27 protein-coding genes and 3 pseudogenes are annotated in these 26,546 nt (G+C 67.7%); 12 read left to right on the top strand and 18 right to left on the bottom strand.

From position 1 onward, the window contains the following. Nucleotides 1–38: 38 nt before the first annotated feature. The 3 genes from ACH4D5_RS24080 to ACH4D5_RS24070 all read right to left on the bottom strand — a co-directional run bounded on the left by ACH4D5_RS24080 (nucleotide 39) and on the right by ACH4D5_RS24070 (nucleotide 1,535). A complete protein-coding gene (locus tag ACH4D5_RS24080) occupies nucleotides 39–449 on the bottom strand; it encodes a MerR family transcriptional regulator (RefSeq protein WP_398306203.1) in 411 nt (136 codons plus the stop codon). Nucleotides 450–614: 165 nt separating this feature from the next. Next, on the bottom strand, nucleotides 615–1,262 hold the full coding sequence (locus tag ACH4D5_RS24075) for a peroxiredoxin-like family protein (RefSeq protein WP_398306200.1): 648 nt from the start codon (nucleotides 1,260–1,262) through the stop codon (nucleotides 615–617). A 126-nt stretch (nucleotides 1,263–1,388) separates the two neighbouring features. Further along, on the bottom strand, nucleotides 1,389–1,535 hold the full coding sequence (locus tag ACH4D5_RS24070) for a hypothetical protein (RefSeq protein WP_398306197.1): 147 nt from the start codon (nucleotides 1,533–1,535) through the stop codon (nucleotides 1,389–1,391). A gap of 136 nt (nucleotides 1,536–1,671) precedes the next feature. Here ACH4D5_RS24070 and ACH4D5_RS24065 point away from each other — a divergent pair, with 136 nt between their 5' ends. Next, nucleotides 1,672–2,274 carry a TetR/AcrR family transcriptional regulator gene (locus tag ACH4D5_RS24065; RefSeq protein ID WP_398306194.1) on the top strand — a complete coding sequence of 201 codons (603 nt, stop codon included), beginning with the start codon at nucleotides 1,672–1,674 and terminating at the stop codon, nucleotides 2,272–2,274. Between the two features lie 67 nt (nucleotides 2,275–2,341). On the opposite strand, the gene mctP is transcribed toward ACH4D5_RS24065, so the two are convergent. The 5 genes from mctP to ACH4D5_RS24040 form a co-directional block, all read right to left on the bottom strand. Continuing rightward, nucleotides 2,342–3,970 carry a monocarboxylate uptake permease MctP gene (gene mctP, locus ACH4D5_RS24060; protein ID WP_398306191.1) on the bottom strand — a complete coding sequence of 543 codons (1,629 nt, stop codon included), beginning with the start codon at nucleotides 3,968–3,970 and terminating at the stop codon, nucleotides 2,342–2,344. A 37-nt stretch (nucleotides 3,971–4,007) separates the two neighbouring features. Continuing rightward, nucleotides 4,008–5,615 (bottom strand): MFS transporter, encoded by a 1,608-nt coding sequence (locus tag ACH4D5_RS24055; protein ID WP_398306188.1) that lies wholly within the window; start codon nucleotides 5,613–5,615, stop codon nucleotides 4,008–4,010. Nucleotides 5,616–5,726: 111 nt separating this feature from the next. Continuing rightward, nucleotides 5,727–7,376, bottom strand: a complete 1,650-nt coding sequence (locus ACH4D5_RS24050) for a histidine phosphatase family protein (protein ID WP_398306185.1) — start codon at nucleotides 7,374–7,376, stop codon at nucleotides 5,727–5,729. Next, nucleotides 7,373–9,370, bottom strand: coding sequence for an FAD/NAD(P)-binding protein (locus ACH4D5_RS24045; RefSeq protein ID WP_398306182.1), 1,998 nt, complete (start codon nucleotides 9,368–9,370; stop codon nucleotides 7,373–7,375). The genes ACH4D5_RS24050 and ACH4D5_RS24045 overlap by 4 nt, the downstream gene beginning before the upstream one ends. A gap of 26 nt (nucleotides 9,371–9,396) precedes the next feature. After that, complete coding sequence (locus tag ACH4D5_RS24040) at nucleotides 9,397–9,807, bottom strand: OsmC family protein (protein WP_398306179.1); 411 nt, start codon at nucleotides 9,805–9,807, stop codon at nucleotides 9,397–9,399. A 253-nt stretch (nucleotides 9,808–10,060) separates the two neighbouring features. On the opposite strand from ACH4D5_RS24040, the gene ACH4D5_RS24035 reads away from it, so the two are divergent. Together ACH4D5_RS24035 and ACH4D5_RS24030 are read left to right on the top strand one after the other, a co-directional pair. After that, complete coding sequence (locus ACH4D5_RS24035; RefSeq protein ID WP_398306176.1) at nucleotides 10,061–11,557, top strand: NB-ARC domain-containing protein; 1,497 nt, start codon at nucleotides 10,061–10,063, stop codon at nucleotides 11,555–11,557. 304 nt (nucleotides 11,558–11,861) lie between these two features. Next, nucleotides 11,862–12,548, top strand: coding sequence for a maleylpyruvate isomerase family mycothiol-dependent enzyme (locus ACH4D5_RS24030; protein ID WP_398306173.1), 687 nt, complete (start codon nucleotides 11,862–11,864; stop codon nucleotides 12,546–12,548). Between the two features lie 113 nt (nucleotides 12,549–12,661). Here ACH4D5_RS24030 and ACH4D5_RS24025 read toward each other — a convergent pair whose 3' ends face one another. Continuing rightward, entirely contained in the window at nucleotides 12,662–13,003 is a 342-nt protein-coding gene (locus ACH4D5_RS24025) for a hypothetical protein (RefSeq protein ID WP_398306170.1), read from the bottom strand. Between the two features lie 158 nt (nucleotides 13,004–13,161). Between ACH4D5_RS24025 and ACH4D5_RS24020 the strand changes: the two genes are divergently transcribed. After that, a complete protein-coding gene (locus ACH4D5_RS24020; protein ID WP_398306167.1) occupies nucleotides 13,162–13,890 on the top strand; it encodes a DUF4253 domain-containing protein in 729 nt (242 codons plus the stop codon). Nucleotides 13,891–14,219: 329 nt separating this feature from the next. Next, a complete protein-coding gene (locus ACH4D5_RS24015; protein ID WP_398306164.1) occupies nucleotides 14,220–14,735 on the top strand; it encodes a hypothetical protein in 516 nt (171 codons plus the stop codon). Nucleotides 14,736–14,751: 16 nt separating this feature from the next. On the opposite strand, the pseudogene ACH4D5_RS24010 reads toward ACH4D5_RS24015, so the two are convergent. The 3 genes and pseudogenes from ACH4D5_RS24010 to ACH4D5_RS24000 form a co-directional block, all read right to left on the bottom strand. Then, nucleotides 14,752–14,992: pseudogene (locus tag ACH4D5_RS24010) on the bottom strand (ATP-binding protein); the annotation flags it as partial. A 142-nt stretch (nucleotides 14,993–15,134) separates the two neighbouring features. After that, nucleotides 15,135–15,665, bottom strand: coding sequence for a hypothetical protein (locus ACH4D5_RS24005; protein ID WP_398306161.1), 531 nt, complete (start codon nucleotides 15,663–15,665; stop codon nucleotides 15,135–15,137). An 11-nt stretch (nucleotides 15,666–15,676) separates the two neighbouring features. Beyond that, nucleotides 15,677–16,234: a hypothetical protein gene (locus tag ACH4D5_RS24000; protein WP_398306158.1), complete on the bottom strand. Its 558-nt coding sequence runs from the start codon at nucleotides 16,232–16,234 to the stop codon at nucleotides 15,677–15,679. 283 nt (nucleotides 16,235–16,517) lie between these two features. On the opposite strand from ACH4D5_RS24000, the pseudogene ACH4D5_RS23995 reads away from it, so the two are divergent. Continuing rightward, nucleotides 16,518–17,393 (top strand): annotated as a pseudogene (locus tag ACH4D5_RS23995) (IS5 family transposase). Here ACH4D5_RS23995 and ACH4D5_RS23990 read toward each other — a convergent pair. Then, nucleotides 17,379–17,813 carry a VOC family protein gene (locus ACH4D5_RS23990; RefSeq protein ID WP_398306155.1) on the bottom strand — a complete coding sequence of 145 codons (435 nt, stop codon included), beginning with the start codon at nucleotides 17,811–17,813 and terminating at the stop codon, nucleotides 17,379–17,381. The pseudogene ACH4D5_RS23995 and the gene ACH4D5_RS23990 overlap by 15 nt on opposite strands. A 148-nt stretch (nucleotides 17,814–17,961) precedes the next feature. Between ACH4D5_RS23990 and ACH4D5_RS23985 the strand changes: the two genes are divergently transcribed. After that, on the top strand, nucleotides 17,962–18,144 hold the full coding sequence (locus ACH4D5_RS23985; protein ID WP_398306152.1) for a hypothetical protein: 183 nt from the start codon (nucleotides 17,962–17,964) through the stop codon (nucleotides 18,142–18,144). A gap of 406 nt (nucleotides 18,145–18,550) precedes the next feature. On the opposite strand, the gene ACH4D5_RS23980 is transcribed toward ACH4D5_RS23985, so the two are convergent. Beyond that, on the bottom strand, nucleotides 18,551–18,928 hold the full coding sequence (locus ACH4D5_RS23980; RefSeq protein ID WP_398306149.1) for a hypothetical protein: 378 nt from the start codon (nucleotides 18,926–18,928) through the stop codon (nucleotides 18,551–18,553). Nucleotides 18,929–19,034: 106 nt separating this feature from the next. On the opposite strand from ACH4D5_RS23980, the pseudogene ACH4D5_RS23975 reads away from it, so the two are divergent. Both ACH4D5_RS23975 and ACH4D5_RS23970 read left to right on the top strand, forming a co-directional pair. After that, nucleotides 19,035–19,531, top strand: a pseudogene (locus ACH4D5_RS23975) (GNAT family N-acetyltransferase). Between the two features lie 715 nt (nucleotides 19,532–20,246). Next, a complete protein-coding gene (locus ACH4D5_RS23970; protein ID WP_398306146.1) occupies nucleotides 20,247–20,741 on the top strand; it encodes a hypothetical protein in 495 nt (164 codons plus the stop codon). Between the two features lie 373 nt (nucleotides 20,742–21,114). On the opposite strand, the gene ACH4D5_RS23965 is transcribed toward ACH4D5_RS23970, so the two are convergent. Next, nucleotides 21,115–21,357 carry a GntR family transcriptional regulator gene (locus tag ACH4D5_RS23965; RefSeq protein ID WP_398307053.1) on the bottom strand — a complete coding sequence of 81 codons (243 nt, stop codon included), beginning with the start codon at nucleotides 21,355–21,357 and terminating at the stop codon, nucleotides 21,115–21,117. A gap of 462 nt (nucleotides 21,358–21,819) precedes the next feature. Between ACH4D5_RS23965 and ACH4D5_RS23960 the strand changes: the two genes are divergently transcribed. Together ACH4D5_RS23960 and ACH4D5_RS23955 are read left to right on the top strand one after the other, a co-directional pair. Further along, nucleotides 21,820–22,140: a hypothetical protein gene (locus ACH4D5_RS23960; RefSeq protein WP_398306143.1), complete on the top strand. Its 321-nt coding sequence runs from the start codon at nucleotides 21,820–21,822 to the stop codon at nucleotides 22,138–22,140. After that, on the top strand, nucleotides 22,116–22,364 hold the full coding sequence (locus tag ACH4D5_RS23955; RefSeq protein WP_398306141.1) for a hypothetical protein: 249 nt from the start codon (nucleotides 22,116–22,118) through the stop codon (nucleotides 22,362–22,364). Before ACH4D5_RS23960 ends, ACH4D5_RS23955 begins: the two co-directional genes overlap by 25 nt. Nucleotides 22,365–22,659: 295 nt before the next feature. Here ACH4D5_RS23955 and ACH4D5_RS23950 read toward each other — a convergent pair whose 3' ends face one another. Then, nucleotides 22,660–23,241 carry a TetR/AcrR family transcriptional regulator gene (locus ACH4D5_RS23950; RefSeq protein WP_398306138.1) on the bottom strand — a complete coding sequence of 194 codons (582 nt, stop codon included), beginning with the start codon at nucleotides 23,239–23,241 and terminating at the stop codon, nucleotides 22,660–22,662. Nucleotides 23,242–23,364: 123 nt separating this feature from the next. Here ACH4D5_RS23950 and ACH4D5_RS23945 point away from each other — a divergent pair, with 123 nt between their 5' ends. Beyond that, the gene (locus ACH4D5_RS23945; RefSeq protein WP_398306136.1) at nucleotides 23,365–23,580 is read left to right on the top strand and encodes a hypothetical protein; all 216 of its coding nucleotides are present in this window, start codon (nucleotides 23,365–23,367) and stop codon (nucleotides 23,578–23,580) included. 520 nt (nucleotides 23,581–24,100) lie between these two features. Here the strand turns inward: ACH4D5_RS23945 and ACH4D5_RS23940 are convergent. Then, nucleotides 24,101–24,901, bottom strand: coding sequence for a GNAT family N-acetyltransferase (locus tag ACH4D5_RS23940; RefSeq protein ID WP_398306133.1), 801 nt, complete (start codon nucleotides 24,899–24,901; stop codon nucleotides 24,101–24,103). 82 nt (nucleotides 24,902–24,983) lie between these two features. After that, complete coding sequence (locus ACH4D5_RS23935) at nucleotides 24,984–26,513, bottom strand: amino acid permease (protein WP_398306130.1); 1,530 nt, start codon at nucleotides 26,511–26,513, stop codon at nucleotides 24,984–24,986. Nucleotides 26,514–26,546 lie beyond the last annotated feature (33 nt).

Here is a 26,546-nt window from a genome sequence, read left to right as displayed (position 1 = left end):
CGTCCGTCGCACGCTAGGTAGTGACACCAGTGTCAGGGTCAAGCGCCGGAGCGCAGGAGCTCCGCGAAACCCTCTGTGTCTGATGCATCGGCGCGCAGGCGGGCGATGCGCGCGACGAGTTCGGCACGGTGCCGCTGGAGCTCCGCTGCCTTGGCTTCCACGACGGCAAGACGCTGCTCGTACATGGCGAGCATCTCGTCCGGGCCACTGTGACACGCCAGGAACTGCTCGGTCTTCATGTCCAGACACGGCCCCACCACCCGGATGTCCTCCGCCGTGAGCCCCGCCCCGAGCAGCTCCCGGACGTTCAAGACCCGGTTCACCGCGCGCTCCTCGTACTCCCGCCAGCCCTTCTGGGTTCGTGAAGCTTCCAACAGTCCCTGCTGCTCGTAGTAGCGAATCGAGCGGCGGCTAGCACCGGTGCGTTCAGACAGCTCCCCAATGTGCATGACCCCTCCTCGCGAGATGGTGCCCACGGTACGCGGCCCCAGCCGCTCTGGACCTTTGCCGGACCCCAGCATGGGCACGGGCGATCGGCCGCTCCCCCCAGAGCGCCCGATCACTCCGCTCCTGTCTCCCCCCGGGCCCGGGGCGGGGCATCCAGAGGCCGAGCATCAGGCCAAAGCGTCGAGTGCGCCGAGGATTTCGATCGGTTCAGCACGCGTGGTGTAGTCGCTGTTCACAAACGCCCACTGGATGGTGCTGTTCCGGTCGATGACGTAGGTGGCGGGGAGGGGCAGGGTGCGCGGGTGGCCGTTGTTGACCCGCTGCAGGTCGAAGCCGAGCTTGTCGTACACGGCGGCCAGGTCGTCGGGCAGGTCGAAGGCGAGGCCGTAGGACTTGGCGACGGTGGATCCTTCGTCGCTCAGGACGTCGAAGGCCAGGGCGTGCTTGTCGGCGAGCGAGAGTGACTCATCGGGGATCTGCGGGGAGACGGCGATCAACCGTGCGCCGCGTTGCGTGATGGCGTCGTGGTGCTGCTGGAGGGAGCGCAGTGCGATGTTGCAGTAGGGGCACCAGGCGCCGCGGTAGAAGGTGAGCACCACGGGGCCCTGGGGCAGCAGTTCTTTCAAAGTGACGGTCTTGCCAGTGGCTGTGGGGAGGGAGAAGCCGGGAGCCTGGGCGCCGGTTGTCAGGGCTCGGTCGGCTTGGCCGGAGGATTCGAGTTCCTCTCCGGCTCGCTGCATGATCGCCCGGATTTCGGCGGGGATCTGTTGCTGCCGGGCGTCGTAGAAGGTGCGCAGTTCGGCGTTGAGCGACATGGTTGGGCCTCCGCTTGGGCAGGGGCGCGCCCCGGATGCAGAGGCATCCGAGGACACACGAACTCGGAACGACCATTCCAAGATACGGGCAGGGGGACTTCTTGCCAACTGCTGCACGGCCGGGGGCTAGAGGGTGGTGAACGGCCGGTGGTCGGCCAGGGCCAGCGCGCGGATGAATGCTGCGGCCCCGACCGCCCGGCGGGCCAGGAAGCGGCGTGCGGGCGAGCCGTGCGAGCCGTAGGCCGTCGTCCAGAGTGCGGGTATCCGGTTCATGCGCCCAGGGTGGGAAAGGCCGGGGAGCGTGTACCGGATCGTGGACGAACCTGGACGGTAGTTCGCGTCAGGGGCTGTGGAACGGCGCTGGGCGGGAGTATCTTGGAACTTCTATTTCAAGTTGGTGAGGTGGCCTATGCCGGACGTCAAGCATTTCGACCCGGACGCGGCGCTGGAGGCCGTGGTGCGGCTGTTCTGGCGGCAGGGTGTGGCCTCGACCGCCATGCAGGAGGTCGTGGCGGCGACGGGCCTCAACCGGTCCAGCCTCTACTCCACCTTCGGCGGCAAGCAGGAGCTGTATGTGGCGTCGCTGCACCGCTACCTCGAGAACCGCTCGCAGCCGATGTTCGTCCGCCTGGCCGAGGACGAGCGCGGGCTGCCGGCCGTCGAGGAGTTCTTCCTCGGCTTGATCAAGGCACGCTGCATGGGAGAGTACGCGCGCTGGGGCTGCATGGTCTCCAACGCGCACGCCGGCGCTGAGAACACCGACGCAGAGGTTGCCCGGGTGCTGGACCGGCACCACCGGGGCCTGCGGGACGCTCTGCACGCCGCTCTGGTGACGGCCCGGACGCGCGGGCAGCTGGCAAAGGGCGTCGACCCTGCTGCCGCCGCCGACGTCCTGGTGCTGGTCGCCTATGGGGTGAACCTGCGCTCGCGCGCCGGAGCAGACCCCGAGACGTTGCAGCACAGCGTCACGACGGCGCTTGCCTCCATCACCGCGCGCCCGCCCGCACGGTAGGAAGCCAGCAAAATGCCGGGGAGTCTGTCGCCTCCCCGGCTCCTGCTTGCCCGTTGAGCCGCTTCCCTCAGTGCGCGGCTCCCGTGGCGGCGGCGGGCAGCGGGACCGCTACGTCCCTGTCGCCCGCGTCGGCCGTGTAGTCTCCCGGCGCCGTTTCGTCCGTACCCTCCGGCGCCTTCATGGCCTTCAGGACCAAGGTCAGTACCACCGTCACCACCGCGTTCAGCACGAACGCGGTCAGGCCGATGTAGCCGATCTCCCCGATGCCCGGGATCTGCTTGGCGGAGCCGCCGAAGTGGGCCTGCGTCGGCGAGGCCACCTGGTAGGCGGCGACGGTCCCGTAGACCATGCCGACTCCCCAGCCGGCCAGCAGCGCCCACCGGTGGAACCAGCGCGTGAACAGGCCGCCGACCAGCGCGGGCATGGTCTGCAGGATCCAGACTCCGCCCAGCAGCTGGAAGTTGATGGCGACGGTCTTGTCCATGGTCAGGACGAAGGCGAGCGCGCCGACCTTGACCAGCAGCGAGACCAGCTTGGACACCCTGGTTTCCTGCGCGGGCGTGGCGTCGGGCTTGAGGAAGTCCCTGTAGATGTTGCGGGTGAAGAGGTTCGCGGCCGCGATGGACATGATCGCGGCGGGCACCAGGGCGCCGATGCCGATGGCGGCGAAGGCGACGCCTGCGAACCAGTCGGGGAACATGTTCTCGAACAGCTGCGGGATCGCCAGCTGCCCGTTGTGCACCTTCACTCCGGCTGCGATGGCCATGAATCCGAGCAGCGCCAGCAGGCCCAGCATCAGGGTGTAGAGGGGCATCACCGTGGTGCTGCGGCGGATCACGTTGCGGTTCTTGGACGACAGCGTCGCCGTGATCGAATGCGGGTACATGAACATCGCCATCGCCGAGCCGAGCGCGAGCGTGGCATACGTCCACTGCGCGCCGGGCCCGCTGGTCAGGGCGCCCCGGGGTGCACCGGTAGTCGGGTTGGTCTGTTGAAAGGCGTGTTCCGCGGCGGCGAAGATGTCGTCGAAGCCGCCCAGCTTGATCGGGATGTAGATGACGGCCACGGTGATGACGAGGTAGATCAGGCCGTCCTTGACTAACGCGATCAGCGCGGGGGCACGGAGCCCGGCGGAGTAGGTGTAGGCGGCCAGCACGGCGAAGGCGATGAGCAGGGGCAGGTCCTTGATGAACCAGTGGGTGTTCTCGCCGCCGCCGATGCCCAGCACGTCCAGCACGGCCTGGATGCCGACGAGCTGCAGGGCGATGTAGGGCATGAGGGCGAGGATGCCGGTGAAGGCGACGGCCAGGGACAGGCTTTTGGAGCCGAAGCGGCCGCGGACGAAGTCGGCTGTCGTCACGTATCCGTGCCGGTGCGAGACCGACCACAGGCGCGGCAGGAAGGTGAAGATCAGCGGGTAGACCAGGATCGTGTACGGCACGGCGAAGAAGCCGGCCGCGCCCGCCGCGTAGATCGCCGCCGGCACGGCCACGAAGGTATAGGCCGTGTAGACATCGCCGCCGAGCAGGAACCAAGTGACCCAAGGGCCGAACGAGCGGCCGCCCAAGCCCCATTCGTCCAGGCTCGCCTCGTTCTCAGGCTTGCGCCAGCGGGCAGCCATGAAGCCCATGACGGTGACGGCCAGGAAGAAGAAGATGAAGACGGCGAGAGCCACGCCGTTGACGCCGTCTTTCATAGGGGCGTTCCCCTCTCACGGGGTGCGGGGGCCGTCGTCATGACTGGCTGCGGGTCGGTGAGGCGGGCAGGGTCGCAGCGGAAGGCGTACGGGGCCCGTGGTCCGGGGCAGCGAACCGCTCTGTGACCGGGGCGGGCTCGCTCTCCAGAAGGGCATCGAGTTCGGCTTCCAGAGGGCTGTGGTCGCTGAGGGGGCCGGGCTTCGTCTGGGGGCTGCTTCCGCGGACCGCGACGGCGATGGCCGCCAGGGCCATCGGCAGGGCGACGAGCAGGGCGGCGGTGCGCATGCCGCCCGGCGCCGACAGAAGCACGGCGATCAGGGGCGGGCCGAAGGCTCCGCCTGATTTGCCGACCGCGGCGGCCCAGCCGCCCGCGGTGCCGCGGATGGCTGTGGGGTAGACCTCGGCGGTGTAGGGGCCGAGCAGGGCGATGACGCCGGCGGTGCCGGCGAACAGCACCATCACGGCCGTCAGCAGGAGGGGTCGGCTGCCGTGGGTGCCGATGGCGGCCAGGGCGAGCAGAGCGGTGACGGTGAGCGCCCCGTAGACGACCATGGTGCCCTTGGCCGACCAGCGCGTGTACATCCAGGCGGCGACCGCGCAGGCGGGGATGGACAGCAGGGAGGAAATGAACAACAGGGTGGCCGCGGACATGCCACCCTCGCCCGAGGAGTCCTCCAGCAGGCTGGGCAGGAAGGTGATGAAGCCCCAGTAGATCAGGCCCCAGGCCAGCGCATAGCCGCTGATGACCAGAGTCTTGGCCCTCTGCGGGCGTTGGAACAGGGCGGAGGCCGGCACCGGCTCGGGTTTGACGGCGCCAGCGGTGAAGGCGGCCGATTCGGGGATCCACCGGTTGAGGGCGATCAGTACCAGGACCAGCGGGAGTTGGGCGAACCACAGCAGGCGCCAACCGGCCACCGGGAGGAGCAGCGCGGCCAGACCGGAGGCGGCCATATAGCCGCCAGTGGTAGTCAGCCCGGCCTGCAGCACCATGATGGCGGCCCGCCGGCCCGGGGGCAGGCTCTCGGTCATCAGGGCGTAGACGACCGGCAGCATGCCTCCGGCCGCCATGCCCATCAGGGCGCACATGATCAGATTGCCGCTGAAGGTCGGCATGGCGCCGCACACAGTGGTGCCCAGGAAGAGCAGCGACGATATGAGGATGGTCGCCCGGCGGCCGATGCGGTCTGCGGCCCGTCCCCAGACCAGGGAGCCGATGACCGTGCCGGTCAGGGCGACCGTGGGAAGCCAGGCGACTTCAGAGGCGCTGAGATGAAACTCCTCGCGCATGCCCGGAGAGACGAACGCCAGGGTGGCCGGCTTCATCTGGTCCACCATCAGCGCGAAGCTCAAAATGGCGACCAGGCGGCGGCGTCCCCCTGTGGTCAGCTGAGCCGGCGGCGGTGCGGGGCGGTCAGCGGCTGCGGTCGGCTGTATCAGGGCGAACCCGGAGATCAGCACGCCTACGACGATGGCGACCATGGCCTCCCACATCAGCGGGGTCATGCCCATCGACGACATGTCGAAGTCCATGTGGGCGGAGTCGATGTACATCCACAGGTGTTCGGCGACTCCGGCGAAGGTCAGGGCTACCCCGGACCAGAACGCCACGGGGCGCGGTATCAGGGAAGTGGGCGGTGCGGGCATCGTCGACTCCTTGTCGAAGGCAGTTGGGGGCGGGACCGGGGCAGCCGTGGACACGGCGGAGGTGCGGGCGCGCGTCGCGCCGGCCGCTGTCCGGTCCCGCTGCTGTGGACGTCAGGGGCGGGCGGGGCTGAGGTCTTCTCCGGCCGGCTGCTCGCGTGCGGGGCGCTGGCCGGGCAGGCCCAGGACGGCGGGCCAGCGCGCGTCGTCGGGCGCGACGACCAGGAACCGGGCGTACCAGCTGTCGAAGAAGGCCAGGAGGAACATCGGCAGCAGCGTCCAGATGGCCACCTGTTCCAGGCCCGTGTTGCCGGTCAGGGCGGCGATGATGACCACGACGAAGATGTTCGGATACGTCATGGCGGTGTAGTCGTCCAGGCTCTGGACATGGCCGCGGCGCTTGAAGAGGGCCGCCACCAGCCGCAGGCCCACGGCGATCCCCGCGGCTGCCGGGGCATGCGACGTGAAGCCGGACAGATCCAGCTTCAGGGAGACCAGCACGATGAACGCGGCCAGCAGCAGCACGGCCACATAGCCGTTGCGTTCGCCGTACTTGGCGGTGCGGATCGGGGAGCGCTGCCTGAGCTGGCGCACCAGGAGGTAGGCCGCTGAGACCACTCCGGTGGAGGTGGCTGCACTGATCGCGATCGCGGGGCCCACGCCTTCGTGCAGCGTCAGCGCCAGCACCGCGGAGAAGGAGACGGTGGCAGCCAGCGACGACAGCAGGACCTGCGCGAACGTCGGCATAATCATTCCGCCCAGGCAGCGGCTGACCGTCATCGCCACCACCGAGCTAGGCGTGGCGAGGAAGATCGCCACGTACACCGCGGTGCTGGTGCTGTTTGCACCCCACCAGTGCACGGCGCCCGCAAACGCAATAGGCAGCAGGAGGTAGCGCAGGGCGACGGACCGCAGAATGCCCCGGTCGGTGACGAAGGCGCGGGCGTTCTCCAACTCGATGCGGCACATCGTGATCACGCTGGCTGCCACCAGAAGCAGCAGCAGCAGATAGGGCGAGGTGGAAAAGCGCAGGCCGGACAGGTTGCCGACGAGGCCCGCGAGGAGCCCGGCGCACAAGACGACCGGGTGGTTCACGACGATCCAGTCGTAGACCATGTTCATGGTCTCGTTCTCGTTCTGCACATAGCTGCCGATCCGGTCGCCCTGCAGCATCTGCGAGTTGGGCAGCCGCAGGTCATAGGACTCCTCGGCGGGCCGGTCCAGAATGAACCGGCAGATCAGCTCGACAACGTACTTGTGCGATACCACGCAGACCGTCTCGCCGCGCCGCAGCGCCGGCAGCAACTCCTGCTCGTAGAAGAGACGCACCCGCTCCCTGAACTGCCCGAAGGTCTCGCCGCCATGCTGGGTGGGGCTGTCGGCGTTCATGGCGCGCTCGTACTCGGCAATGCCGTGGCGGCGCTGGAGGATCGACTTGCTCTCCAGGGTGTAACTGCCGAAGTCGCGCTCCATGAGCCGGGCATCGACCCTGACCTCGGGTGCGCTCTCGCCCGGTTCATCGAAGATGATCCCGGCGGTCTCGAAGGCGCGGGTGAGCGGGGAGACGAAGACCCGGTCGAAATGCTGGCCGCGGTGACGGCGAGCGACCTGCTCGGCCTGGATGCGCCCCAGGAGGGTCAGCGGAGCGTCCCGCTGGCCGGCGATGCGGTGCACGGAATTGCAGGTCGACTCGCCGTGCCGGACCATGAACAGTCGGCCGAGCTGTTCCTGGTCGGGCGGGGCCTGACGGGAAGTTGGCGTCACCGGCCGGACTCCTTGGTGGGAGCGTGCTTGATCTGCTCGGCGTAGGGCGAGTCCCAGCGGGCCAGCTGCGTGATGTCGCACAGGTTGTGAACCGCATGCTTTTCCACCAGCACGGTCAGCAAGGACACCACCCGGCCGGCCTGCTCGGCGGTGAGCGGGAACTCGCGGGCCAGTGCCGCCGCAGTGTCGGCCAGTTCGTCGGCCAGAACCGTGCGGTACTTGTCGCGTTTGGTGCAGTCCTCGGCGTGCAGGTAGTCCAGGGTGGCGGGGTAGGCCCGCTCCCGGGCGAAGGACAGAAGCCGCTCGCGCAGCCGGGCCGCTTCCCGCTCTTCAAGCGGAGGGACGATGTCGGCCACGATCCAGTCGGTGGAGCGCACCAGGCAGTGGTGGACCCCCTCGGGCAGGGCCGCTCCGGCCCGCGCGGGTTCGCCTTCCATACGGCGCAGGACCTCCATGGCCGTGTCGAAGCACTGGTTGCGCAGGGTGCCGATACTGAACACGAACGCGCCGAGCCGGCCGCGCCGGGTGGTCTCATCACCCTGACGCATCGGCCCCACGCAGAGCAGGCCCTCGACCGCACGGCCCTCGGCGCCGATCAGCTGGCCGTGCGCACCGACCTCGATGCCCCGGTGCGTCTTGGACTGAGGCTGGGCGTATCGGTGCTGGTGGACCAGACCGGACCACAGCGGATGGCCGGTGCGCTCGTAGTCGGTGTTGTTGCCCAGGCAGTTGACCACACGGTCGACAACGATGTCCGGACGGTCGGCGAAGACCACACGGATCTTCGTGCCCCCCTCGGCCAGACGCATGTCCTGGATCGTGGACGGCAGGGAACTGACCGTCTGCGGTGCGCCGTTGAAACCGCGCATCCGGTCGCGGACCACACTGCCGATCTCCCGGACCGTGCTGGTGCGGTTGGTGACGATCAGGCTCTTGTACCGGTCGAGGAGCATGCGGACATCGCTCGCCTCCATCCGCGAGACCAGTTCGATGACGTAGGGCTCCCATGCCTTCATGACACGCTCGGCGAAGATCGAGGCGGGCACTCCGTCACCGTGCTCGGCGCGAAGGTGCGCGTACTCGGCGGTGATGCCCTCGACCACGACGTCCGGGGTGAGCTGGTCCGCGTCGAGAAACGGGGGGCGGCGGGCCTGCCAGATGTCGTGCTCGTGGTCCACCGGATAGGTGTCGTGCATGTGACCGCCGCGGGAGCAGATGAGGATCTGCCCCTTGTGCCCGGCGTGCACGAGAGAGACGACGGTGTCGAACGCGGACAGCGCCGAGCCGGTGACCAGCACTGTCTCATCGCTGGCTACTGCACGGAATCGCTCCTGCGCATCGGGCGCGTAGGGGTCGGCGATGAACCGGTCGTGGTTGTGGATGCGGTGGTAGAAGGGCGCCTGCGCCGGCGCGAGGTGACCGGTGGCGAAGACGACTTGATCGGCGGCGAGCTCCTGGACACCCCCTGCCTCCGAGGCGGTGTCGGCGTACTTGACGACGTAACCGTGCCCCTCGTTGGCGCGTACGTCGATGGTCTCGCCGCTCAGCTCGCGCAGCGTGACCTCGGGGCGGGCGTCGGCCACGGCGCCGCGCAGCCGTTCGGCCAGGTACTGGCGGAAGATCCGCCGCGGTACCACGCAGGCGACGCCGAAGGTGTGGTACTGCCATTTCAGCGGCCAACCGGTGCGGTCGGCCTCGGCGTTGGCCCACTCCAGGAAGTCCTCCGGCCGTTCGCGCCGCAGCGTGATGCGTCCGGCCTGGATGTTGAGCATGTGCTCCCAGTTGGTGGATGCCTGACCGAAGGCCAGGCCGCCGTAGCGAAACCCCTCTTCGCGTTCCATCAGGCATATCTCCACCGGTCCGGTGGCGAATTGCAGCAGTCGGATCGCGGTGAGCGTGCCGGAGAATCCTGCGCCGACGATGATGATGCGCCCGGTGCGTGAAGACGCGCCGGTCATGGCGGCGTCAATGGCCATGGTGGTCTGGGTGTGCACGGTCCTGTCTCCTTCGGTACGGGGTGTCATATCCACGTGTGCGTGAAGCGGACGGCGATGGCATCGCGGATGGACTGGTGGACGATGCAGCCGCGCTCGGCTTTCACCAGGGGCTTGTCGAACAGGTCCCGGTGTGCGGCCGGTGCGCTGGCGGACACGGTGATCTCGGTGAAGCGGGTCGGCGCCGGGGTGAGGGAGCCGGCCACCGTCAGGGCGAGGTCGGTCGCCTCGGCTTCGGGGTCCTCTGCTCGCAGTGCGGCCAGGAACGTGCTCAGGTAGCAGCCGCCGAGCGCGAGCAACAGGTACTCGCCGCCCATCGGGCCTGCGTCCTTGCCGCCCTTGTCGAGGGGACGGTCGATGGTGATGGCGTGGCTGCGGGCCTGCCCGGAGACAACGCTGCCGCCGGCCGGAGAAAGGGAGACGGAAATTTCGGTCATGGCGCGGCCACAACTCCAGTTCGGAAGGCAGAGATTGGCGTCGGCATCGTTGGACTAGGCCAAGCGCCGATCGGGAACGGCACACAGCTTCAGCGCCGGGGAGCGGACGGGCCGCGGATCGTGGACGAACCTGGACGCGGCCGGGCGCTGCCTCTCAACCCGTGGAAAGTGCTTGACAGTAACCAGCCCGCTACAGCTAACTTGAAACGCTCGTTCCGAGATTTCGAGTTCGACACCCTGGGGGAGGGCGTTCGTGCCGCAGGTACTGCAACCCGGCAAGGCCCGCACGATGGATGAGTTCATCGCCGAGCTGAGACTGCTGAAGGCATGGGGAGGGAACCCCTCCGTCAGCGAAATCACGCGCCGTGTCCACGCGGCATGGCAGCGGGCTGGGCGCCCCCGCAGCGAATGGCCGGCCCGCTCCACCGTCGGAAACTGCTTCCAGGTCGGCCGCCGCCGGCCCAACACCGACCTTCTTCTGGCCGTGGTGCACGCATTGGTCGGCGCCGACACCGCGGCCTTCGCCACATGGCGGCTGGCCCTGCACGCCGTCCTGGGGGAAGCCGAAGCAGCCTCGCGGGCCACGGCCTACGACCGGCTTCCCGACGGGCCGCCCGAGCACGTCACCCGCCACGCACTGCTCCAGCAGGCCAAGGCCCTGATCGCCGACGCCCCCGGGGCAGTCCTGGCTCTGCAGGGCATGGCTGGCTCGGGAAAGACCGCCCTGGCTCTAGACCTCGGCCGCCGGCTCCTGGCTTCCGCTCCGGCAGCGGCCCCAACTCTCTACGCAGACCTCCACGGGCGCGACAGCGACAAGCCGGCTACCAACCCGGCCGCTGTCCTCGACACTTTCCTGCGTCTGCTGGGTGTAGCCGGGGACCGCATCCCGCGGGACCTGGAGGCCCGATCGCGCCTGTTCTCCCAACTCCTGCACAACAGAGGGGCACTGGTCGTGCTCGACGACGTGGCCGAGGAGGCGCAACTGCGCCCCCTCCTGCCCCGGGAGCGCACATGCAGGGTCCTGGTCACCAGCCGCCGTGTCCTACAGGGCAGCGACGGCATGGCGACGATGCACGTTCCGGCCTTCACTCCGCAGGAGGCAGCGGACCTCCTGCTCCGCACCGCCGGACCGGGACGCGCGGACGCCGACCCCGAGGCTGTCCGTCTCATCGCCGAACGACTCGACCATCACCCGCTCGCGCTGTCCGTCATCGGGCGCCACCTGCGCGAGCACCCCGCCTGGGGGATGCCCGACTATCGGGGAGAGCCGTTGCGCCTACTGGCCATGGAGGGCGGCGTCCGTGAGCCCCTGTCCCGCTCGGTTGCCCAACTGGCCCCACACACACGTCACGCGCTGCGCCTTATCGCCCTGCATCCACCCCGCGACATCGACATACGTGCCACCGCCGCTCTGCTCGGCAGCACCGTCGACGCGGCCGAGCAAGACCTTGCTGCCCTGGCTGCCGAGCACCTGATCCAGCAATCGGGGCCAGGGATATTCCGAATACCGCGGCTCACCCGCGCGTATGCCGAGGAGCGGCTGGGCATCGACGAACCCGCCAGTGTGCTCCGTCGGGCTGCACGGCAACTGCAGGAGCACTTCAAAACCGCTGGGGGGCAGCACGCCGCACTGGCACGGCCTCGAATAGCAGGCGTCCTGCCGGAAGCAAGCCGAGTACCGGCCTACGTACGCTACGTGTGGCAAGAGTCCGCCCTGACGGCCAACGCAGAACGGGCTATGGCGGCATAGATCTCCACCGCTGGGTTACCGCCGGAGGCAGAGCGGCCTCCAGCAGGACATGAACTCCGCCGACGGGATCGCGGCAGAGGGGCCTCCAGACCGGTACGCGGCATCAAGAGCAGCTGCGCCCCAAAAGCCGAGATGACGATGGCATGGCTCCGCAGGGCAACACCGCCCCCGTGTGCCGCCCATCCTCGTCCCGCCGCAACGCTTTTCAGAGGATGGGAAGACGCATGAGAGACCCACGATGCGACCGTGTCGGGCAACGTTCGGGCGGCAAGTCCCCGCAGTTGACGAGCTGTACCTTGGCGCCGTGGATTATCTGACTGAACTTCGCCGTGAACTGGATGCGTTCGGCGCCACGCTGGATGGTGACCTGTTGGCACCGGTCGAGCACTGCGGCGATTGGAAGCTCGTGGATCTGGCCGCTCACATGGGAGCGGGAAATCTGTGGGTCGTCGCGGCGGTGCTGGAAGGGCATGGCGACAGCTACGCCGAGAATGCCGCACCCCGTGACCGGGCCGGTCTCAAGACTTGGTATGCCCAGACAGCGGACGCGCTCGTACAGGCCCTATCGGTTGATCCCTCGAATGAGGCATGGACGTTCTTTCCGCCTCACACGGTCGGATTCTGGCGTCGGCGCCGCAGTCAGGAGACGCTGATGCACCGGTGGGACGCCGAGCACGCGCTCGGCTCGACGACACCGATGGGCCCGGCACTCGCTGCCGATGGTGTCGCCGAGGTCTTCGACACCATGGCGCCCCGCATGATTTCCAAGGGAGCCGCCTCCTATCCAGAGCAGGCCATGCGGATCACCGCCACCGATTATGGCCGCTGCTGGACTTATGGGAACGGTGAGCCGATCGCGGAGGTCTCGGGCACTGCCGAGGACCTGTTGCTGATGCTGTGGGGGCGCAAGCCTCGGGATTCCGGATCGCTGACCTGGGAAGGGGACCGTGAGGCGGGGTTGAGTGTCCTCACCGGTCCGCTGGTCCCCTGACTTGGCATCAGATGATCCCTAGCAGCACCTGCCCTCGTCGTCGCAACAGGGCAGACGTTGCCTGACCCGCACGAGGAGGGGAGGTGTGCAACATGTCTGTTGCACACCTCCCCTCATTTTCGACCCACTGACCTGCAGCTTTGCACTGTCAGGGACTTCACTCGCCGCTTGAGATATGGCGGGATAAAAAAGGCATTCCGGCCGCGGTCGGGATGGACACGGTAGAAGGTCATCGACCCGACAGCGGCTTCCTCCGCGGTGCACGAGGCGCAGTTCTCATCGACGCAGAAGGCAGCCGGAACGGATGCGTCGCTATGGGTGCGCCGACGGTGAAGAATCGACACGTCCCACCGCTCGAGGGTGTCGGCCTGCGGAGTGTCGCCGAGGTCGTCGTCGTAGGAGATGCGCAGGCGCAGCTCGGTAGGATCGCCGGGAAGCGAGGAAGGCTCATTCACCGCGGCAGACTACCGAGACGCGCCCAGCGCAGCGATCGGACCTCCGGGCTGTCAGCCCCTCGAACTAGCATCCGCTCGTGCCCCCTGAACTCCTTGCCTCACTGGTTGTCACGCTCCCGCAAGGCCGGATGATCACATCCGACGAAGGCGATGGCGCTGTGCAGCCACTATGGCTGAGCGACACCCCGGCCTCCGCCGAGCTGTGGGCCCGCTTGCTGGCCGAACGCGGCATCTCGGGCCTGTGGCCACTCCTTCTCGACGCCCACGGCCAAGGCAACGAGTTCAGGCCCTGGGCGTCCGGCGAGCTCTTTCCCGAGCACATGTCGTCACCCCACGCGCACGACCCGGCCGTTCTCCTGGCGCAATGGTGGAGCCAGTACACGAAGACCGACGAGGACGATGACCTGCTCACGCCGGACCAACGTGCCGCTGTCACCGCACCATTCGGGCAGACCTGGCCAAGTCCAGTTCTCCGCCCCGAGCCCGTGATCGGCCCTGATGAGATGGCCGCTCAATATGCACGGGTCTTCACCGAACAACATCCCCAGGCACGTCTCGGGCTCGTCGCTGCTGCCTGCGGTGCACACGCCCTCACCACTCTCGGCTGGGCAGGGCCCGCCAACTACGACAACGACACCGCCAAGTTCTCCGCCGTCGTACGCGACTGGGAGCACCGCTTTGGGGCCCGCGTCGTAGCCGTCGGCTGCGACACCCTTCACCTCAGCGTCGCGGCACCGCCGATGGGGACCGGGGACGCCCTCCTGGTCGCCGCCGAGCACTTCGCCTTCTGCCCGGACAACGTCTGGCAGGGCTCCCCTCCCTACACCCTGGCCGCCTACGCCGAACGCATCGTCGGCATGAACAGCTGGGACTTCTGGTGGGACTGAGCCGAACGGCATGAGTGCCCGCGCCGACGGTTGGGGCGCCGACCTGCCGCTGTGGGCGGACATCGCCCTTGCGGCCCGTGCTGGCCATGACGTTTGAGTCGGCCCCGGCCGGGCGGTTGTGACCGGCCCCGGCAAGGGGCGGATCCGAGGGTGGTGGCGGCCTGAAGCGGACCCGGGTCTCGGCGTAATGCGGCCCTGACGGATAGGTCGCTGTCCTTTGCCGGGAGAATCAACTGGTTCGAGTGCGGCCAGCGAAATGACCGGAGGATCGAGTGACTGCTCAGCAGCCCCTTGACGAGGTCCCCGCGACGGTCGTCACGGACGCCGGAATGCTCGTCCTGTGGGATCCACAGAGGTTCGAGAAGGTCGTCGATTACGACACGTGGGAGGACGAGCTCCTGGAGGACGAGGACATCGTCCGTCATATCCAGGCCGGTGCTCTGGTTCCGCTCAATGTCGGCGCAGACGGCTCGTTCGCTGTTCTGGTCCGGTCAGGCACCGCGGCCGCGCCGGCTGCGTTGACCGATCGGGAGACAGCCCATCAGCTGGTCGCTTCCCAGCCCTACCTCTTCGTCTCCCGTGGCCGCGCGCTCGTGGGTGGCATCGAAGACGTCAGCGCGGACCCCTCGGACGGCGTGATCGAACACCCAGTGCCCGAGGGCCGCTATGCCGCGGTCGTCCACTTGATCGACCGGCAGGCCGAAGTCGACAGCCAGGACCGGGACGCGGTCGGGCACCCCGGTCCGGGAGCCCTTCCGGACTTCGTGGTGCTGATCAACCCTGCTCAGCCCGGTCAGGGAACCTTCCGGACCGCGGTGAATACGTTCGAGGCCCCGAACGACTGATGCCCACGGATCCGGTTCAGACAGCCTTGAGCTGCTGCTGAGCCCTGGTGTGGGCGAGGCTATAGGACTCGGTGCCGGTCTCGATGATCCCACCGTTGCAGTGAGGTGGTCGACGACGGCAGCGCAGAGCCGGGGTCACTGAAGGTCTTGGTCCAGCCTCCGAACGATTCGCTCGAAGCGATGGCCACACTGTTCTCTTCCTCCCTTTCGGTCAAAACTCGGAAGAGCATCTCGGCACTCCGCCGGTCGAGTTCGAGCACGCAGAGCGGATGAGCCTACCCGCGGGCCGCTGTCGCGGACTTCAGGAACTGCCACAACCACGAACGACCCCACACAGGCCCTGGCGGTCGACCGCCCCGGGCTACCGCGAGGACCGCGGTGGTGACCCCTGCATGAGGATCAACCAGAGACGACGTCCCGTTCGTGGGCAACGGCCCACGTCCAGTACTCGGCCACCGTCCGATTCGCTGCTTCCTCGCCGGCGGCTCGCGGCCCGAGTGGAGCGGTGAGACTCGTGTAGGAAGCCGGTGTGGTCTCCAGGAGAACGGCGTGGGTGTGGTGGGCGGGCACCCGGCCCGTGGCGAAGACGTAGGAGGCGCCGGGCGACAGCGACGTGGCTCCCTGCTCGCTGCTGACGGTGACCGTGCCGTGCAGACCGCCCTTGAAGCTTCGCTCGACCCGCACCCGGTAGAGGTCGGAGAGAATGCCGTCAATGTCGCGCCGCCCGGCCCGGTCCACGACTTCGCCGGCGAAGACATCGTCCGCGGTACCGGCGACCTGCCTGGCATCATGCGCGTCGTACAGAGTCACCGCCTCGCCCGCGCTGGGCGCATCTGCCGCATCGGTGAGGCGGTACACCCCCAGCGCGGCTCCGCCGACGACCGCCACTCCGGCCGCAGCGAGCGCCAGTCGGCGGCGAAACATGCTCATGAGGCTGCCTTTCAGCCCCACAGGGCACGGTAGTTCTTGCGGTCCCGTGCGGTGGGGGCGCCGTTGGAGGGCATGTCGAACGTGTGCGGAGCCATCAACGAGCGGTAGCGGGTCGGGTTCTTGTGACAGAACCCCAGGGCGTGCCCCAGCTCGTGCGCAGCGATCATGCGTCGCGACGCGCGGTCCCCATACCGCTTACCCGCCCCGAGGTAAGCCTTGTTCAAGAGCAGGAGGTCGGTGCCGCGCATCCCCTTCCAGCGCCCCAGAACCCCTTTCCACGGCGGCCGCGTCCGGGACACATCCGACCATTCCAGATCAGCGATCCTGCCGGCGTCATCAGCGGGGAACTTCACCCGATCGAGGCCGCGCCGCGACCACACCCTGTGGGCGTGAGCGCGCGCATCGTCGAACACGGACTCGTCTTCCCACGCGATCTCGCCGCCATCCACGGAGGAGCGGCCCCGTGAATCCCGCTGGCCGTTCATGCACTGCGCCGCGGCCACCGCCTGAGCCGATACGGAAGGCACCGAGACCACGGACAGGGCAAGCAGCGTCGCCATCAGCAGCACGAGGCCCGGCCTGTGCCGAAGATGCCCTACGTCGCCCACAGGACGGGCAGCACTGGCTGGTCGAGGCCGGACACTGACAGCGGGGCACAACCGAGGACGCACGACGCTCCATTCGGAAAAGGGGACGAGCTGGAAGACCGTTCGTAGCGTGCCCGTCACGGCTCAGTGATGCGCCGCGGCCCTGAACTCCCTCACCCAAATGAGACCATCCTGACCGGCACTGGACCTAGGGCCTGTCCGGCGGATCAGGTGACTGCCTCAGGTCCAAGTCGTTGGCGTGTTCATGGGGCGGGGAGATCTGACGAGTGATGAGTGGGATCGGTTGAAGCTGCGTCTGCCCAGGTCCGGGCAGCGAGGCGGACGTTGGAACAGCCACCGCAGGGTGATCAACGGAATCCTCTACCGCCAGCGGACGGGGGTGCCGTGGCGGGATCTGCCCGCACGTTTCGGCAAGTGGAAGACTGTCCATGAACGTCACCGACGCTGGTCGGCGGACGGTACGTGGGACAAAATCCTTGCGGCCGTCCAGGCGGACGCTGACGTGGACGGCCGCACCGACTGGTCGATGGTGAGCGTGGATTCGACGTCCTGCCGTGCCCACCAGCACGCTGCCGGAGCACGCGAGAGACCGCCGCGAGTACCGGGAAAAGATGCACGCCCCAGCAGCACCGCCCCGACGAGGGACTCGGACGCTCCCGGGGCGAACTGACCTGCAAGATTCATCTGGCCGGTGAGGGAGGGCGCCGTCCGCTTGCGTTCCTGCTCACGCCTGGCCAGTGGGGCGACGCCCCGCAGCTCATCCCGGTCCTGGAACGCATCCGTGTTGCCCGCCAGGGCGGCGGTCACCCCCGCACCCGGCCCGATCACCTTGGAGGTGACAAGGCGTACTCGTCCCGGCGTGTTCGCCGTTATCTGCGAAGACGTCAGATCAAGCACACCATCCCGGAACCCAAGGACCAACGGGCCAACCGCCAACGGCGCGGCAGCAGTGGCGGCCGGCCCACCGCCTTCGATAAGACGATCTACAAGCGCCGCAACGAAGTTGAACGGACGATCAACGCGCTCAAGAACTTCCGGGCAGTGGCCACCAGATACGAAGCGCGCCTACGTCTTCTACGGCACGGTCACCGTTGCCGCGCTGCGACTATGGCTTCGCTGAGGCAACGCAGAACTCATTGCCCTCCGGGTCGGCCATCACAACGTGGTGTCCGTCGAACTCCTCCAGGACCCTCCCGCCCGCCGTCGCCAAGCGACCGGACTCTGCCTTGATCCGTGCCCATCGCTCCTCGGGGCTGCCGTGTCCAGGCACCCGGACGTCGATGTGGAGCCGGTTCTTTGCCATCTTGGGCTCCGGGACTTTGAGGATGGACAGGCGGGGGCCGACTCCGTCGGGATCGCAGAGCCACGCGCCATCGTCCTCGGTGTCGTCTTCCGGGAGGTCGAACTGCGCAAGCCACTCCTCGCGTGTTTTGAAGGGAGCGGGCGGTGGCTCGTCGACGTAGCCCAGTGCCGTTTTCCAGAACACAGCAAGGAGCTGTGCATCCGTGCAATCAAGCGTCAGATCGATTTTGACTGCCATGGCAGGACAGTACTGCGCGCCTCTGACAATGCTTCATGGTCAACAGAGCGTCTATCGCCGATCCATCGTGATCCGCCGGACAGGGCCTAGCCCCAAGCGACATCGAGGGCATGTTTGCGCCGTTCCCGGCGGCAAGGTGCGCAGGATCGTGCTGCTCGGCGCTCGGAAGCAGGCCGGGGCCCGCGCGCAGGACTACCTCTCGGGACTGAACACCGTTCTCCCGGTTCTGGCCCCGGCCGTCCCGTACATCAACGACAAAGCAGATGCCCGCGAGCAGCCGACCGTCGGCGCGGCGTTCGAGCGGATTGCCGAGATGTTGTTCTTCGGATGATGGCTGAGGGCAGCCCACGCCTCCCGCAGAACACCGCTGCCCACACCAGAGCGTCGAGCCCGCGCGCCCGACACCACCCGTGCTCTGCTGGCCGCTGAAGACGTGCCGACCGCGTTCGTCCAGCTACAACTCGTGGAGCGAGACGCACCGCGCGAGGCTCGCTGCTCCTCGGTATGCGCGCTAACGCCCGACGTCGCCGCGCGCCAGCCAGGACTGCCCGGCGCCACTCTGCCTTCGCCCGCCGCACCGCCCCGTGCTCAGAACCCCTCTCGGAACCCTCCGAGAGGATGCCGAGAGGGGTTCTGGGGTTGTTGGGGGGGGGAGAGAGAGGGGAGGGGGCGCTTGGGGGACTTTGTTACGGACTTCGTCCTCCTCTCGCTCTCGCGGCTCGCCAAACGGCATAGCGTTAGTCAGGGCGGCGTGCGGAGTCACCGATGTTGGTCCCCGGTTTACGCGGGCGCCGGTGGCCACTGATGGCGGCCCAGGCCAGCGTCAGGATCAAGACGGTGGCTCCGGCTGCGGCCATGATGTTGGGGAGGTCGACGACGAGCGTGTCCAGGTGGAGGCGGCCACCGTCCAGCAGCCCGTCCCGGACTGTGTACGCGCCGCCGATACCGGCGGCGTCGGCACTCAGGACGATGGGCACGAGGAAGCCGTCCCGGGCCCGCAGCCAGAGGACGGCGGTAACGCCGATCGCCAGCGCCACGACCGTGCTTGCCAGGCTGGCCAGCTCCACACCGGAGTCGATGACGAACTTCGAGTCGAGCCACGCTCCAGCGGCCACAACCCCACAAGCGGCCAGCATCATCACCGCCCCACGCCATAGCGACCCCGGCATGGTGCGGCGAGGCCTCTCTGCAAGGGCGGGGGAAACGGACGTGGATGCGGTCATGCCAACATCATGGCCCACGCCCCCCGACGGTGGTTTGCGAGGGGCGGCGTTCATCGAGTTGCTCGCCTCGCCGCAGGTGCACGCCTACCTCGGCAGCCCCCGCCCACGTGACGAGCTCAAGCGCGAGTTGTCCGGGGAGCCCGAGTGGTGGCCCGGGAGCTTCGTCGTCGATCTCGACGGGTCGATGATCGGCCAGATCCTCCTCAGGAGGGCAACAGGGCACCGCCGCCCGACTGTTGTGGGGAAAGACGATCTCGGCTATCTGTTCCTGCCGCAGGCCTGGGGATCCGGTACGCCCCTGAGGCGTGCGCGGCGTTCCTCGGCTGGCTTGCCGGCGTGCTTCCCGGCGAGCCGGTGGTGCTCACCACCCAGAGCGCCAACGCCGCCTCGATGCGTCTCGCGGTGAAGCTGGGGTTCACCGAGGTGGAGCGGTTCGAGGCATGGGGCGCCGAGCAGTGGCTCGGCATGCGGTCCCCGGTCACGCCGTCCGCTTGAGCTCACAGAGCATCAATGTGGACTCGCTGGCCGCTGCAAGCCGTCACCGTGACGCGCCAGTGAAACGGCAACTCATTCCCGCCGGCACGTGACGACTCTGACCTGTGATCTTGAGGTATCCAGACAGGCACTGAGGAAGGGTAGCGGCGCTTCCGGGGTGAACGGCGCCTGCCCCGGGGTGTACCAGATGAGCTTGAGGACGACCGACGCCAGCTGGTCGTACGGGTGGATGAGACGTCAGAGCCAGGTGAGCCTCCGCTCTCCAGCATTCTCGCGCTGGCGACCCACAGCTGGCGGAGGCGTACCGGGCGTCGGTCAACCGGTTCGGCGGGCAAATCCCCGCACCAGACCGCGAGTTGTTGCGAGACGTGATCGACAGGCTTTGGCTGGCGCGCGACGCCGGACACCGGCTCCTTTCCGCCGCCACAGGCTTGTCTCGGGTCCTGCCGCTCTCGCTGTTCTACACCGCTGCGGAGCCAGCCCGAGACCCCGTCACGCTGCGCCCGCGCTGTTCCAGCCTCGCCGTCAGGTGCTGGTTGTTTAGGCACGGCACGCGGTCTACTTGCTTCCGTAACGTCGCGTCGACGAGGGCCACTTCGACGGCCGACGGCACGAGAGAATTGCCGCGGAGGGCAGGTCAGCCGACAACCCACATGTGGAGGATGAGTACGTGACGAGTAGTGGCGCAAGAACCCGGGCTTCCCTGCCGATTCTCGTGACCTTCGCCATCGGTATCGCCGCAGTTGGCTGCTCCAGCCCGCCTGCCGAGTACAGCCCTCCAGACTCGTTGTGCGGCATCGCAGTCCCTGCACGTCTGCTGAAAGCCGTACTCCCCGCAGGGCAGCACATCTCCGTTCACCCGACCTCCAGCACCTGGAACAAGCGCTGCCGCCTTCGCGTGGACGGCCGTGAGGCCTTCTCGGCGACCGTTGAGTGGTGGGGGCATGACACCACGCTGAGACGTGTCGCTGAGGACGCAGTCGCTGTCGAACCTTTCGACGAAATGACGAAGGACCACCGCTACATCTACTCGAACACGGGAGCAGTGGGGACCGTGAACTGCCCGAACCAGGGCGGACTCAAGGACAAGCTTTTCGCGTCGGTGCGAGTCACTCATGACGACGCAGCCGAATCTGACATGAAGAAGCTCATCACCGCCTACACCGAATCGGCCGCCTCACCCAAGGAGTGCACAAAACCGCGGCTATAGACAGGTAGTTCCTGAGCGTAGTGTCTGAAGAGAGCTGCTGGCGCCCAACGCCTCCAGCCGGTCGGCTTCGGCACGCAGAGCTGCGGCCTCCATCAACCACATGCGTCCGTCGCCGGTACGCGGGCCTGCGGACACCGGCAACATCCGTCCCTCCAGATCGGCGGCGGGTGCACGCAATTCAGCCAGAGTGCTCATGTTGGTCTCTCTGCAGAGGTGGCACCCAGCACTGCCCACCACCTGGTCAGCTGGGCGTTGGTCACCAGGCAGGTGTTGAGTTTCCAGGCCGGATGCCTCTGCGGCCGAATGTGACTGAGGATCTCGCGCAAGGTGTTCTCCAACTCCTCGGTGCGACGGATATCGACCGTCCCGGCGCTCATCGCCTTTGTGAAGTTTGCCTCTGGGGGGGCAGGGGTGCGGCGACGAAGCTGCCCCGGCCGTGCACGACGTCGATCAGTCCTTCGGCGCGTAGTAGGCGCAGCGCCGCTTGGACGGTGCCGCCGGCGATCGCGTACTGCTCCTGGAGGCTTCGCACGGAGGGCAGTTGTTCTCCCGGCTGCAGTTGTCCTGACAGGATCTGCCGCCTGAGGGCTGCGGTGGTCCGTTGGTAGGGGGGCAGTAGCCTTATCCGCCATGTTCACCGGCTGCCCCCGGCTGCGCGGAACCTGGCAGGCATGGGGGAGCCAGATGATCACACCAGGTGCGGCAGCAGCACGCGGTTTGGTGGTGGTTACTGTGAGCGGACCTCCCGGGTGGACCGCCCGGGAGCCGGCGAATCGTGACCGATTGAGTGACGTGGGGAGCGGGGCGTGGGCCGACTGCCCTCAAACAAGTACGCGGCGGTGTGCGCGGCCGGGCACTGCGAGGTGTACGTACAAGCAGGCGCCGGTGTCCGTGTCCGCCGGGGATACTGGTGGCACGTGTACTGCCCGGCCGATGTTCCGCGCGAAGGCGGGGTCGCGTCTCGGAGCTGAGGCGGTATGGACACGGCGAGCGGACATAGCAGGCACACCCAGGGCCTCGCGGGGCACGTCTGCCGGCGGGACCGTGCAGACCGGTCAGCTGATCTGCGCACGCGGACGTGAAGACATCGCGCTCCCCGCCGACGAGCTCGGTGATCGCCTCGGTATCCAGCCCCAGCCGGTGCTCTTCCATCCTGGGCGGCGACACCGCCCGCCTGCTCCTCCTGGCACCACACTGGTCCGGCAAGTGCCACGCCGCTTACGCCGGGCTGCGCCCTCTTCTCGCCTCCGGCTACCGCGAGGAGAGCATCACCGTCCACCAGGTCCACGATCTCGGGCGCAGCTACGAGCCCAGCTTGATCGAGAACACCACCGCCGTCACGGTCATCGACGGCCTGACCTCTCCGTCGACCTGGTGCGCGAGGCCAAGGTGCTGCTGAAGCCTGACACACCGGACGTCCAGGCCATGATGGCCCTGGAAGCGGGAGCACTCGCAGACGCCGTCGCCCGCCTGAGGCTGCTGCCGCGGCGCTCCTGGCTCCTGATCACCTCGAACCTCGACTGCCTAGTCGAGGCGGTCGACCAAGAGGCCGCCGAGCGCCTCGTCGCCGTCGCCGAGCAGGCCGAACTCGCCCCCCGCCCCCGGCCGACCCTGCGCTGGTAGCAGCCGGACAGCCAGCACGCCCGCCGCACCTCAACAAGCTGGTCCACGCTGCGCGTTGTCGTCAGGGAGAAAGAAGGGCGGGCCGTGGCCAAGCGGACGAACGGCTCCGAGAAGAACCGCAAGGAGCCGGTGTCCGGCGTCGCACGCCAGCTAAAGCCTGTTGCAGAACGGCGATATCGCTCAGATCCGGCCACCTGAGCCAAGGTCGACTGCCCGATTGTGCTCCCATTTCCGCTGCTCTGGGAGACGCCGTGAAACAGTCGCGGGAGACCATTTCGCGGTTCTGCAACAGGCTTTAGCGAAGGACCTGCTCGATGTGATGGTCGAGGAGACGTTCGGCGGCTTCTGGGGTGCGGTAGCCGAGGGCGACGTCCACGCCGAGGCTGGTGGCGAGGGACCAGCAGATATCGGCGTCGGTACGTTCCTCGCAGCGTGGCTTGCTGCCCCGTTCCTCCCGGGCTGCCGTGATGAGGCCGGCGGTGAAGGTGAGCAGCTCGTCGTCGCCCGGCGCCAGGACCTTGGCCATCGTCGGATCGGAGACTGCCCGGCCCGCGGCCGCCAGCGCGAAGCGCATCAGCCGGGTACTCTCCTGGGTCGGGCTGATCAGGGCGTAGAGACAGGCGCGGAGGACAGCCTCCGGGCTGGTCGTGTCGGCGGCGGTGACCGCGTTCTCGATGGTGGCGTTGACGGCCCGTACGGCTCGGTCGAGGGCGTCGCGGATCAGGGCTTGCATCGAGGAGTAATAGTGCTGGATCTGGCCCATCGAGACGCCTGCCTCCTCGGCGACCTTACGCAGCGACACCTGCTCGATACCGCCGCGCACGGCCAGCGACCAGACGGCCTCGACGAGGCGCGTCCTGCGCGCTTCGTGATCCACGATCTTCGGCACGGTATCGCCGCCTTCCTCTCCACCTTCACCATGCGATCGCATTGTAAAAGCGGGCATCGCCGGTTTACAGTGCAACTGCATGGTAAAACGCAATCTGACTGAGAGGATCCCATGAAGTACGGCCTCTACCAGGCGCTCGGCATGGCGCTGCTCGTCATCGGAGCCCAGGGCGCAATCCGCCAGCTTGTCGACCACGACAACGCCGGCCTGCTGGGCTGGCTACCAGGAGGCTACGCCGCGAGCATCACCGTGTACGTATTGGCCGTCGTGATCGGCGCGATCATCGCGGGGCGGGCGCACGAGGCTCGTAAGGCGACTGGCAACTGACTCGGTGCGAGTGGATGAGGGACTGTTCGGCGGATCACGGGCGGAGCCATAAGCGGATTGCTGCTGCGGTGACGGGGCCGTGGAAGACGTAGGCCCTCTTGTCGGAGCGGGGCTCGAAGGCGGCGCCGAAGTAGTGCTTGTCGCCGAGCAGACGGTTCCGTCGTGGTACCACTGCGCCACTTCGTGTACGGGGGCTGGGAGTTCACACGGGAGGCTTGGCGGTTGAGCGACCACGGCGTCCTCGCCGAGGGTCGGCGGGTGTACGCCGGTGCCTACGAGTTCACCGACCTGGAGGGCCGGGTCCGCCAGGTCACGGGTACGTCCGAGCGCGCGGGGCCAGTAGAGATCCTGCACGACCCGGAAGGCAGGACGGAGGCACAGGTCGGTCGCGACACCACCGGCACACTGATTGTCGCCGTCTTCGTTTCCTCGTCAGCCTCGCCAGGGCCCCGGCCCTGGCAGTCCTCGCCCTGGCAGGTCCGCTCGGCGCCCAACCGACCAGTTGCCGCATTGAAAGAGGTCATTCCTTCAAATTGTAGAAGTGGATGGGTGAGTTCGGCGTGAATCCGATACGCGGGTATACGGGGGCCCCGGCGACGGTCGCGTGCAGAGTGGCGCGGGTCAGCCCGGTCGCTCGGCCGCCCTCGTGCAGCGCCTTGCGCGTTACTGCCTCGCCGTAGCCCCTGCGCTGCCACTGCGGGTCGGTGGCGACAAAGGCGACGAAGAGACGGCCTTGCGCTTCGACTGTCGCGGCGCACGCCACCGGAACGTCCCCCCGCAGGGCCAGGTACGCGTACACCTCGCTCTTCCAGAGGGCGGATCCGACCAAACCGTCGCGGCCTTCCTCCACAGGGAACCCGTATGCGCGTGATTGGAGGTCCGCGTAGGCGCGCAAGTGCTCGTCAGTGCGTACACGCACGAACGTCAGGTCGGGGTGGACCGGGTCGGGGACAGGCAGTAGGTCTCCGGCCATGCCCGTGCCGGGGAAGGCGTACTGCAGGCCGGCCTGCTCGGCCGCCGCGGCCAGCGTGGTGCGGGCCTCGTCGGCCAAGAGGCCCTCGAAGAGCCACAGGAAGCCCGGGTGCTTCTTCGTACGCATGATGTCCGCCGCCTGGGTCAGACGTTGCGCGAGGAGATCAGCCCCTGTTCCTGGGTCGGTCAGGGTGATGCAGTTGTAGAACGAGAATCGGCAGTCGGCCCAGCGGACGGCGATGCCGGGGAGGTCGCGTACATCCGCGTCCGCCTCGCGGTCGAGCACCAGGGCGCGCCAGGCGACGGTGAGCTGCTGTGCCGATTCGATGGATTCCGTGAAGCCAGTCACCGTACTCCAATGGGGTGTTGAGGGGGCTGTAGAGGTTGTTGCGGCGGTTGGGGTGTCGTTGAGGGGCTCGGCGTCGTCGTCATCAGATGATGCCCTCGAACTGCTTGTCCTCGGTGGGGGAGCCAGATCGCGGCACGTGGTAGGAGTCGCGTCCGAAGCGCCGCCACAGGGCTGCTATGAGGAAGGCCACCACTACGGCGACGGGGGTGTAGTTGAAGGTGGTGGCAGTGACCGGGCTGCTCTGCGGCAGCAGGAACAGCACCGTGACCGCAGCCGCCCACACCACCGCGATCCAGCCGATCGGCCGGCTCCAGCGGCCCAGGTGCCAGGGCCCTGGGGAGAATCGGTCTCGGTGGATCAGGCGCAGCAGCACCGGGATGGCGTAGGCCGAGGTGAATCCCACGACCGAGATGGCGGTCACCGCCGAGAACGCCGTGCCTGAGTACAAGGAAGGCAGCGCGAGTACGAAAGCCACGGCCACCGCGAGCCAGACCGCGTTGGCGGGGATGGCGGTGCGGCGGCTGATCTTCTTCCAGCGGGCTGATCCGGGCAGAGCGCCGTCCCGGGCGAAGGCGTAGATCATCCGGCTTGCACTGGCGGTCACGGTGTAGCCGCACAGGAACTGAGCCACGATGATCACCAGCAGCAAGGCCTTGGCCGCCGCCATGCCCAGCGCGTCAAGAAGGATCTGCGCCACGGGTACGCCGGTCGGGCTGTCCACGGTCGCGGTGTAGTCCTGGACGGCGAACAACAGCGTGACCAAGAGGATGCCGCCGGCGATCCAGGACACGGCCACCGAGCGGAAGACCCCGCGGGCCGCGGCGACGGAGGCGTGGTTGGTCTCCTCGCTCAGATGGGCTGAGGTGTCGTAGCCGGCCAGCGCGAAGACCGGCAGCAGCATGCCCAGCAGGATTACGTATACCGGGGCGCTCCAGCCGGTGTTGTTGGTGAACTCGGAGAAGACGAAGCCGGCCGACTGGTGGTGAGAGGGCACGAGTGCCAGGGAGCCGATGATGACGACGGCCCCCGCGAGATGCCACCACGCGCTCACGGACGTCAGGATGTTCATCAGCCGAGTTCCGAAGAGGTTCAGGACCGCGTGCAGGGCGAGGATGACCGCGTACAGGGCCAGCAGGGAGCCCGGGGTCGGCGTGTAGTCGAATTGCAGGTTCATCCACGCGGCGGTGAAGGTCGCGATGCCGTAGTCCTGGGCGGCGATTCCGCCGAGCAGGCCCAGAAGGTTGAGCCAGCCGGTGTACCAGCTCCACCGCTCGCCTCCGAGCTGGCGGGCCATGTAGTACAGGCCGCCACTGGTGGGGTAGCGGGAGGTGATCTCCGCCAGCGCCGCGGCCAGGCACAACACGAGCGGCCCGACGGCGAGCCACCCCCACGTGATCACCGCGGGGCCTCCCGAGTTCAGGCCGTAACCGAACAGGAGCAAGGTCCCCGACATGATCGAGATGACGGACAGGGACGCTGAGAAATTGCCGAAAGCCCCCATCCGGCGGTGCAGTTGCTGGGTGTAGCCCAGCGACTGGAGGATGCGCGCGTCTTCTTCCTCATCGTCGTCGATCGGGTTCGGCTGCTGGCGCGGTGTTCTTACCGAAGTCATTTGTTCTCCGCACAGGAAAGCTGCAAATGGGGG

The sequence above is a fragment of the Streptomyces sp. NPDC018029 genome, assembly GCF_044327655.1.
GTDB lineage: Bacteria > Actinomycetota > Actinomycetes > Streptomycetales > Streptomycetaceae > Streptomyces.
Note: the sequence above shows the minus strand (reverse complement) of the source record. Positions and strands in the feature narration are given on the sequence as shown.

Coding starts and splice junctions, on each gene's coding strand:
- ACH4D5_RS24065 (WP_398306194.1), top strand. CDS start 1,672: ATGCCGGACGTCAAGCATTTCGACCCGGACGCGGCGCTGGAGGCCGTG.
- ACH4D5_RS24055 (WP_398306188.1), bottom strand. CDS start 5,615: ATGCCCGCACCGCCCACTTCCCTGATACCGCGCCCCGTGGCGTTCTGG.
- ACH4D5_RS24080 (WP_398306203.1), bottom strand. CDS start 449: ATGCACATTGGGGAGCTGTCTGAACGCACCGGTGCTAGCCGCCGCTCG.
- ACH4D5_RS24015 (WP_398306164.1), top strand. CDS start 14,220: ATGCTCGTCCTGTGGGATCCACAGAGGTTCGAGAAGGTCGTCGATTAC.
- ACH4D5_RS24075 (WP_398306200.1), bottom strand. CDS start 1,262: ATGTCGCTCAACGCCGAACTGCGCACCTTCTACGACGCCCGGCAGCAA.
- ACH4D5_RS24005 (WP_398306161.1), bottom strand. CDS start 15,665: ATGAGCATGTTTCGCCGCCGACTGGCGCTCGCTGCGGCCGGAGTGGCG.
- ACH4D5_RS24040 (WP_398306179.1), bottom strand. CDS start 9,807: ATGACCGAAATTTCCGTCTCCCTTTCTCCGGCCGGCGGCAGCGTTGTC.
- ACH4D5_RS23935 (WP_398306130.1), bottom strand. CDS start 26,513: ATGACTTCGGTAAGAACACCGCGCCAGCAGCCGAACCCGATCGACGAC.
- ACH4D5_RS23945 (WP_398306136.1), top strand. CDS start 23,365: ATGAAGTACGGCCTCTACCAGGCGCTCGGCATGGCGCTGCTCGTCATC.
- mctP (WP_398306191.1), bottom strand. CDS start 3,970: ATGAAAGACGGCGTCAACGGCGTGGCTCTCGCCGTCTTCATCTTCTTC.
- ACH4D5_RS24070 (WP_398306197.1), bottom strand. CDS start 1,535: ATGAACCGGATACCCGCACTCTGGACGACGGCCTACGGCTCGCACGGC.
- ACH4D5_RS23990 (WP_398306155.1), bottom strand. CDS start 17,813: ATGGCAGTCAAAATCGATCTGACGCTTGATTGCACGGATGCACAGCTC.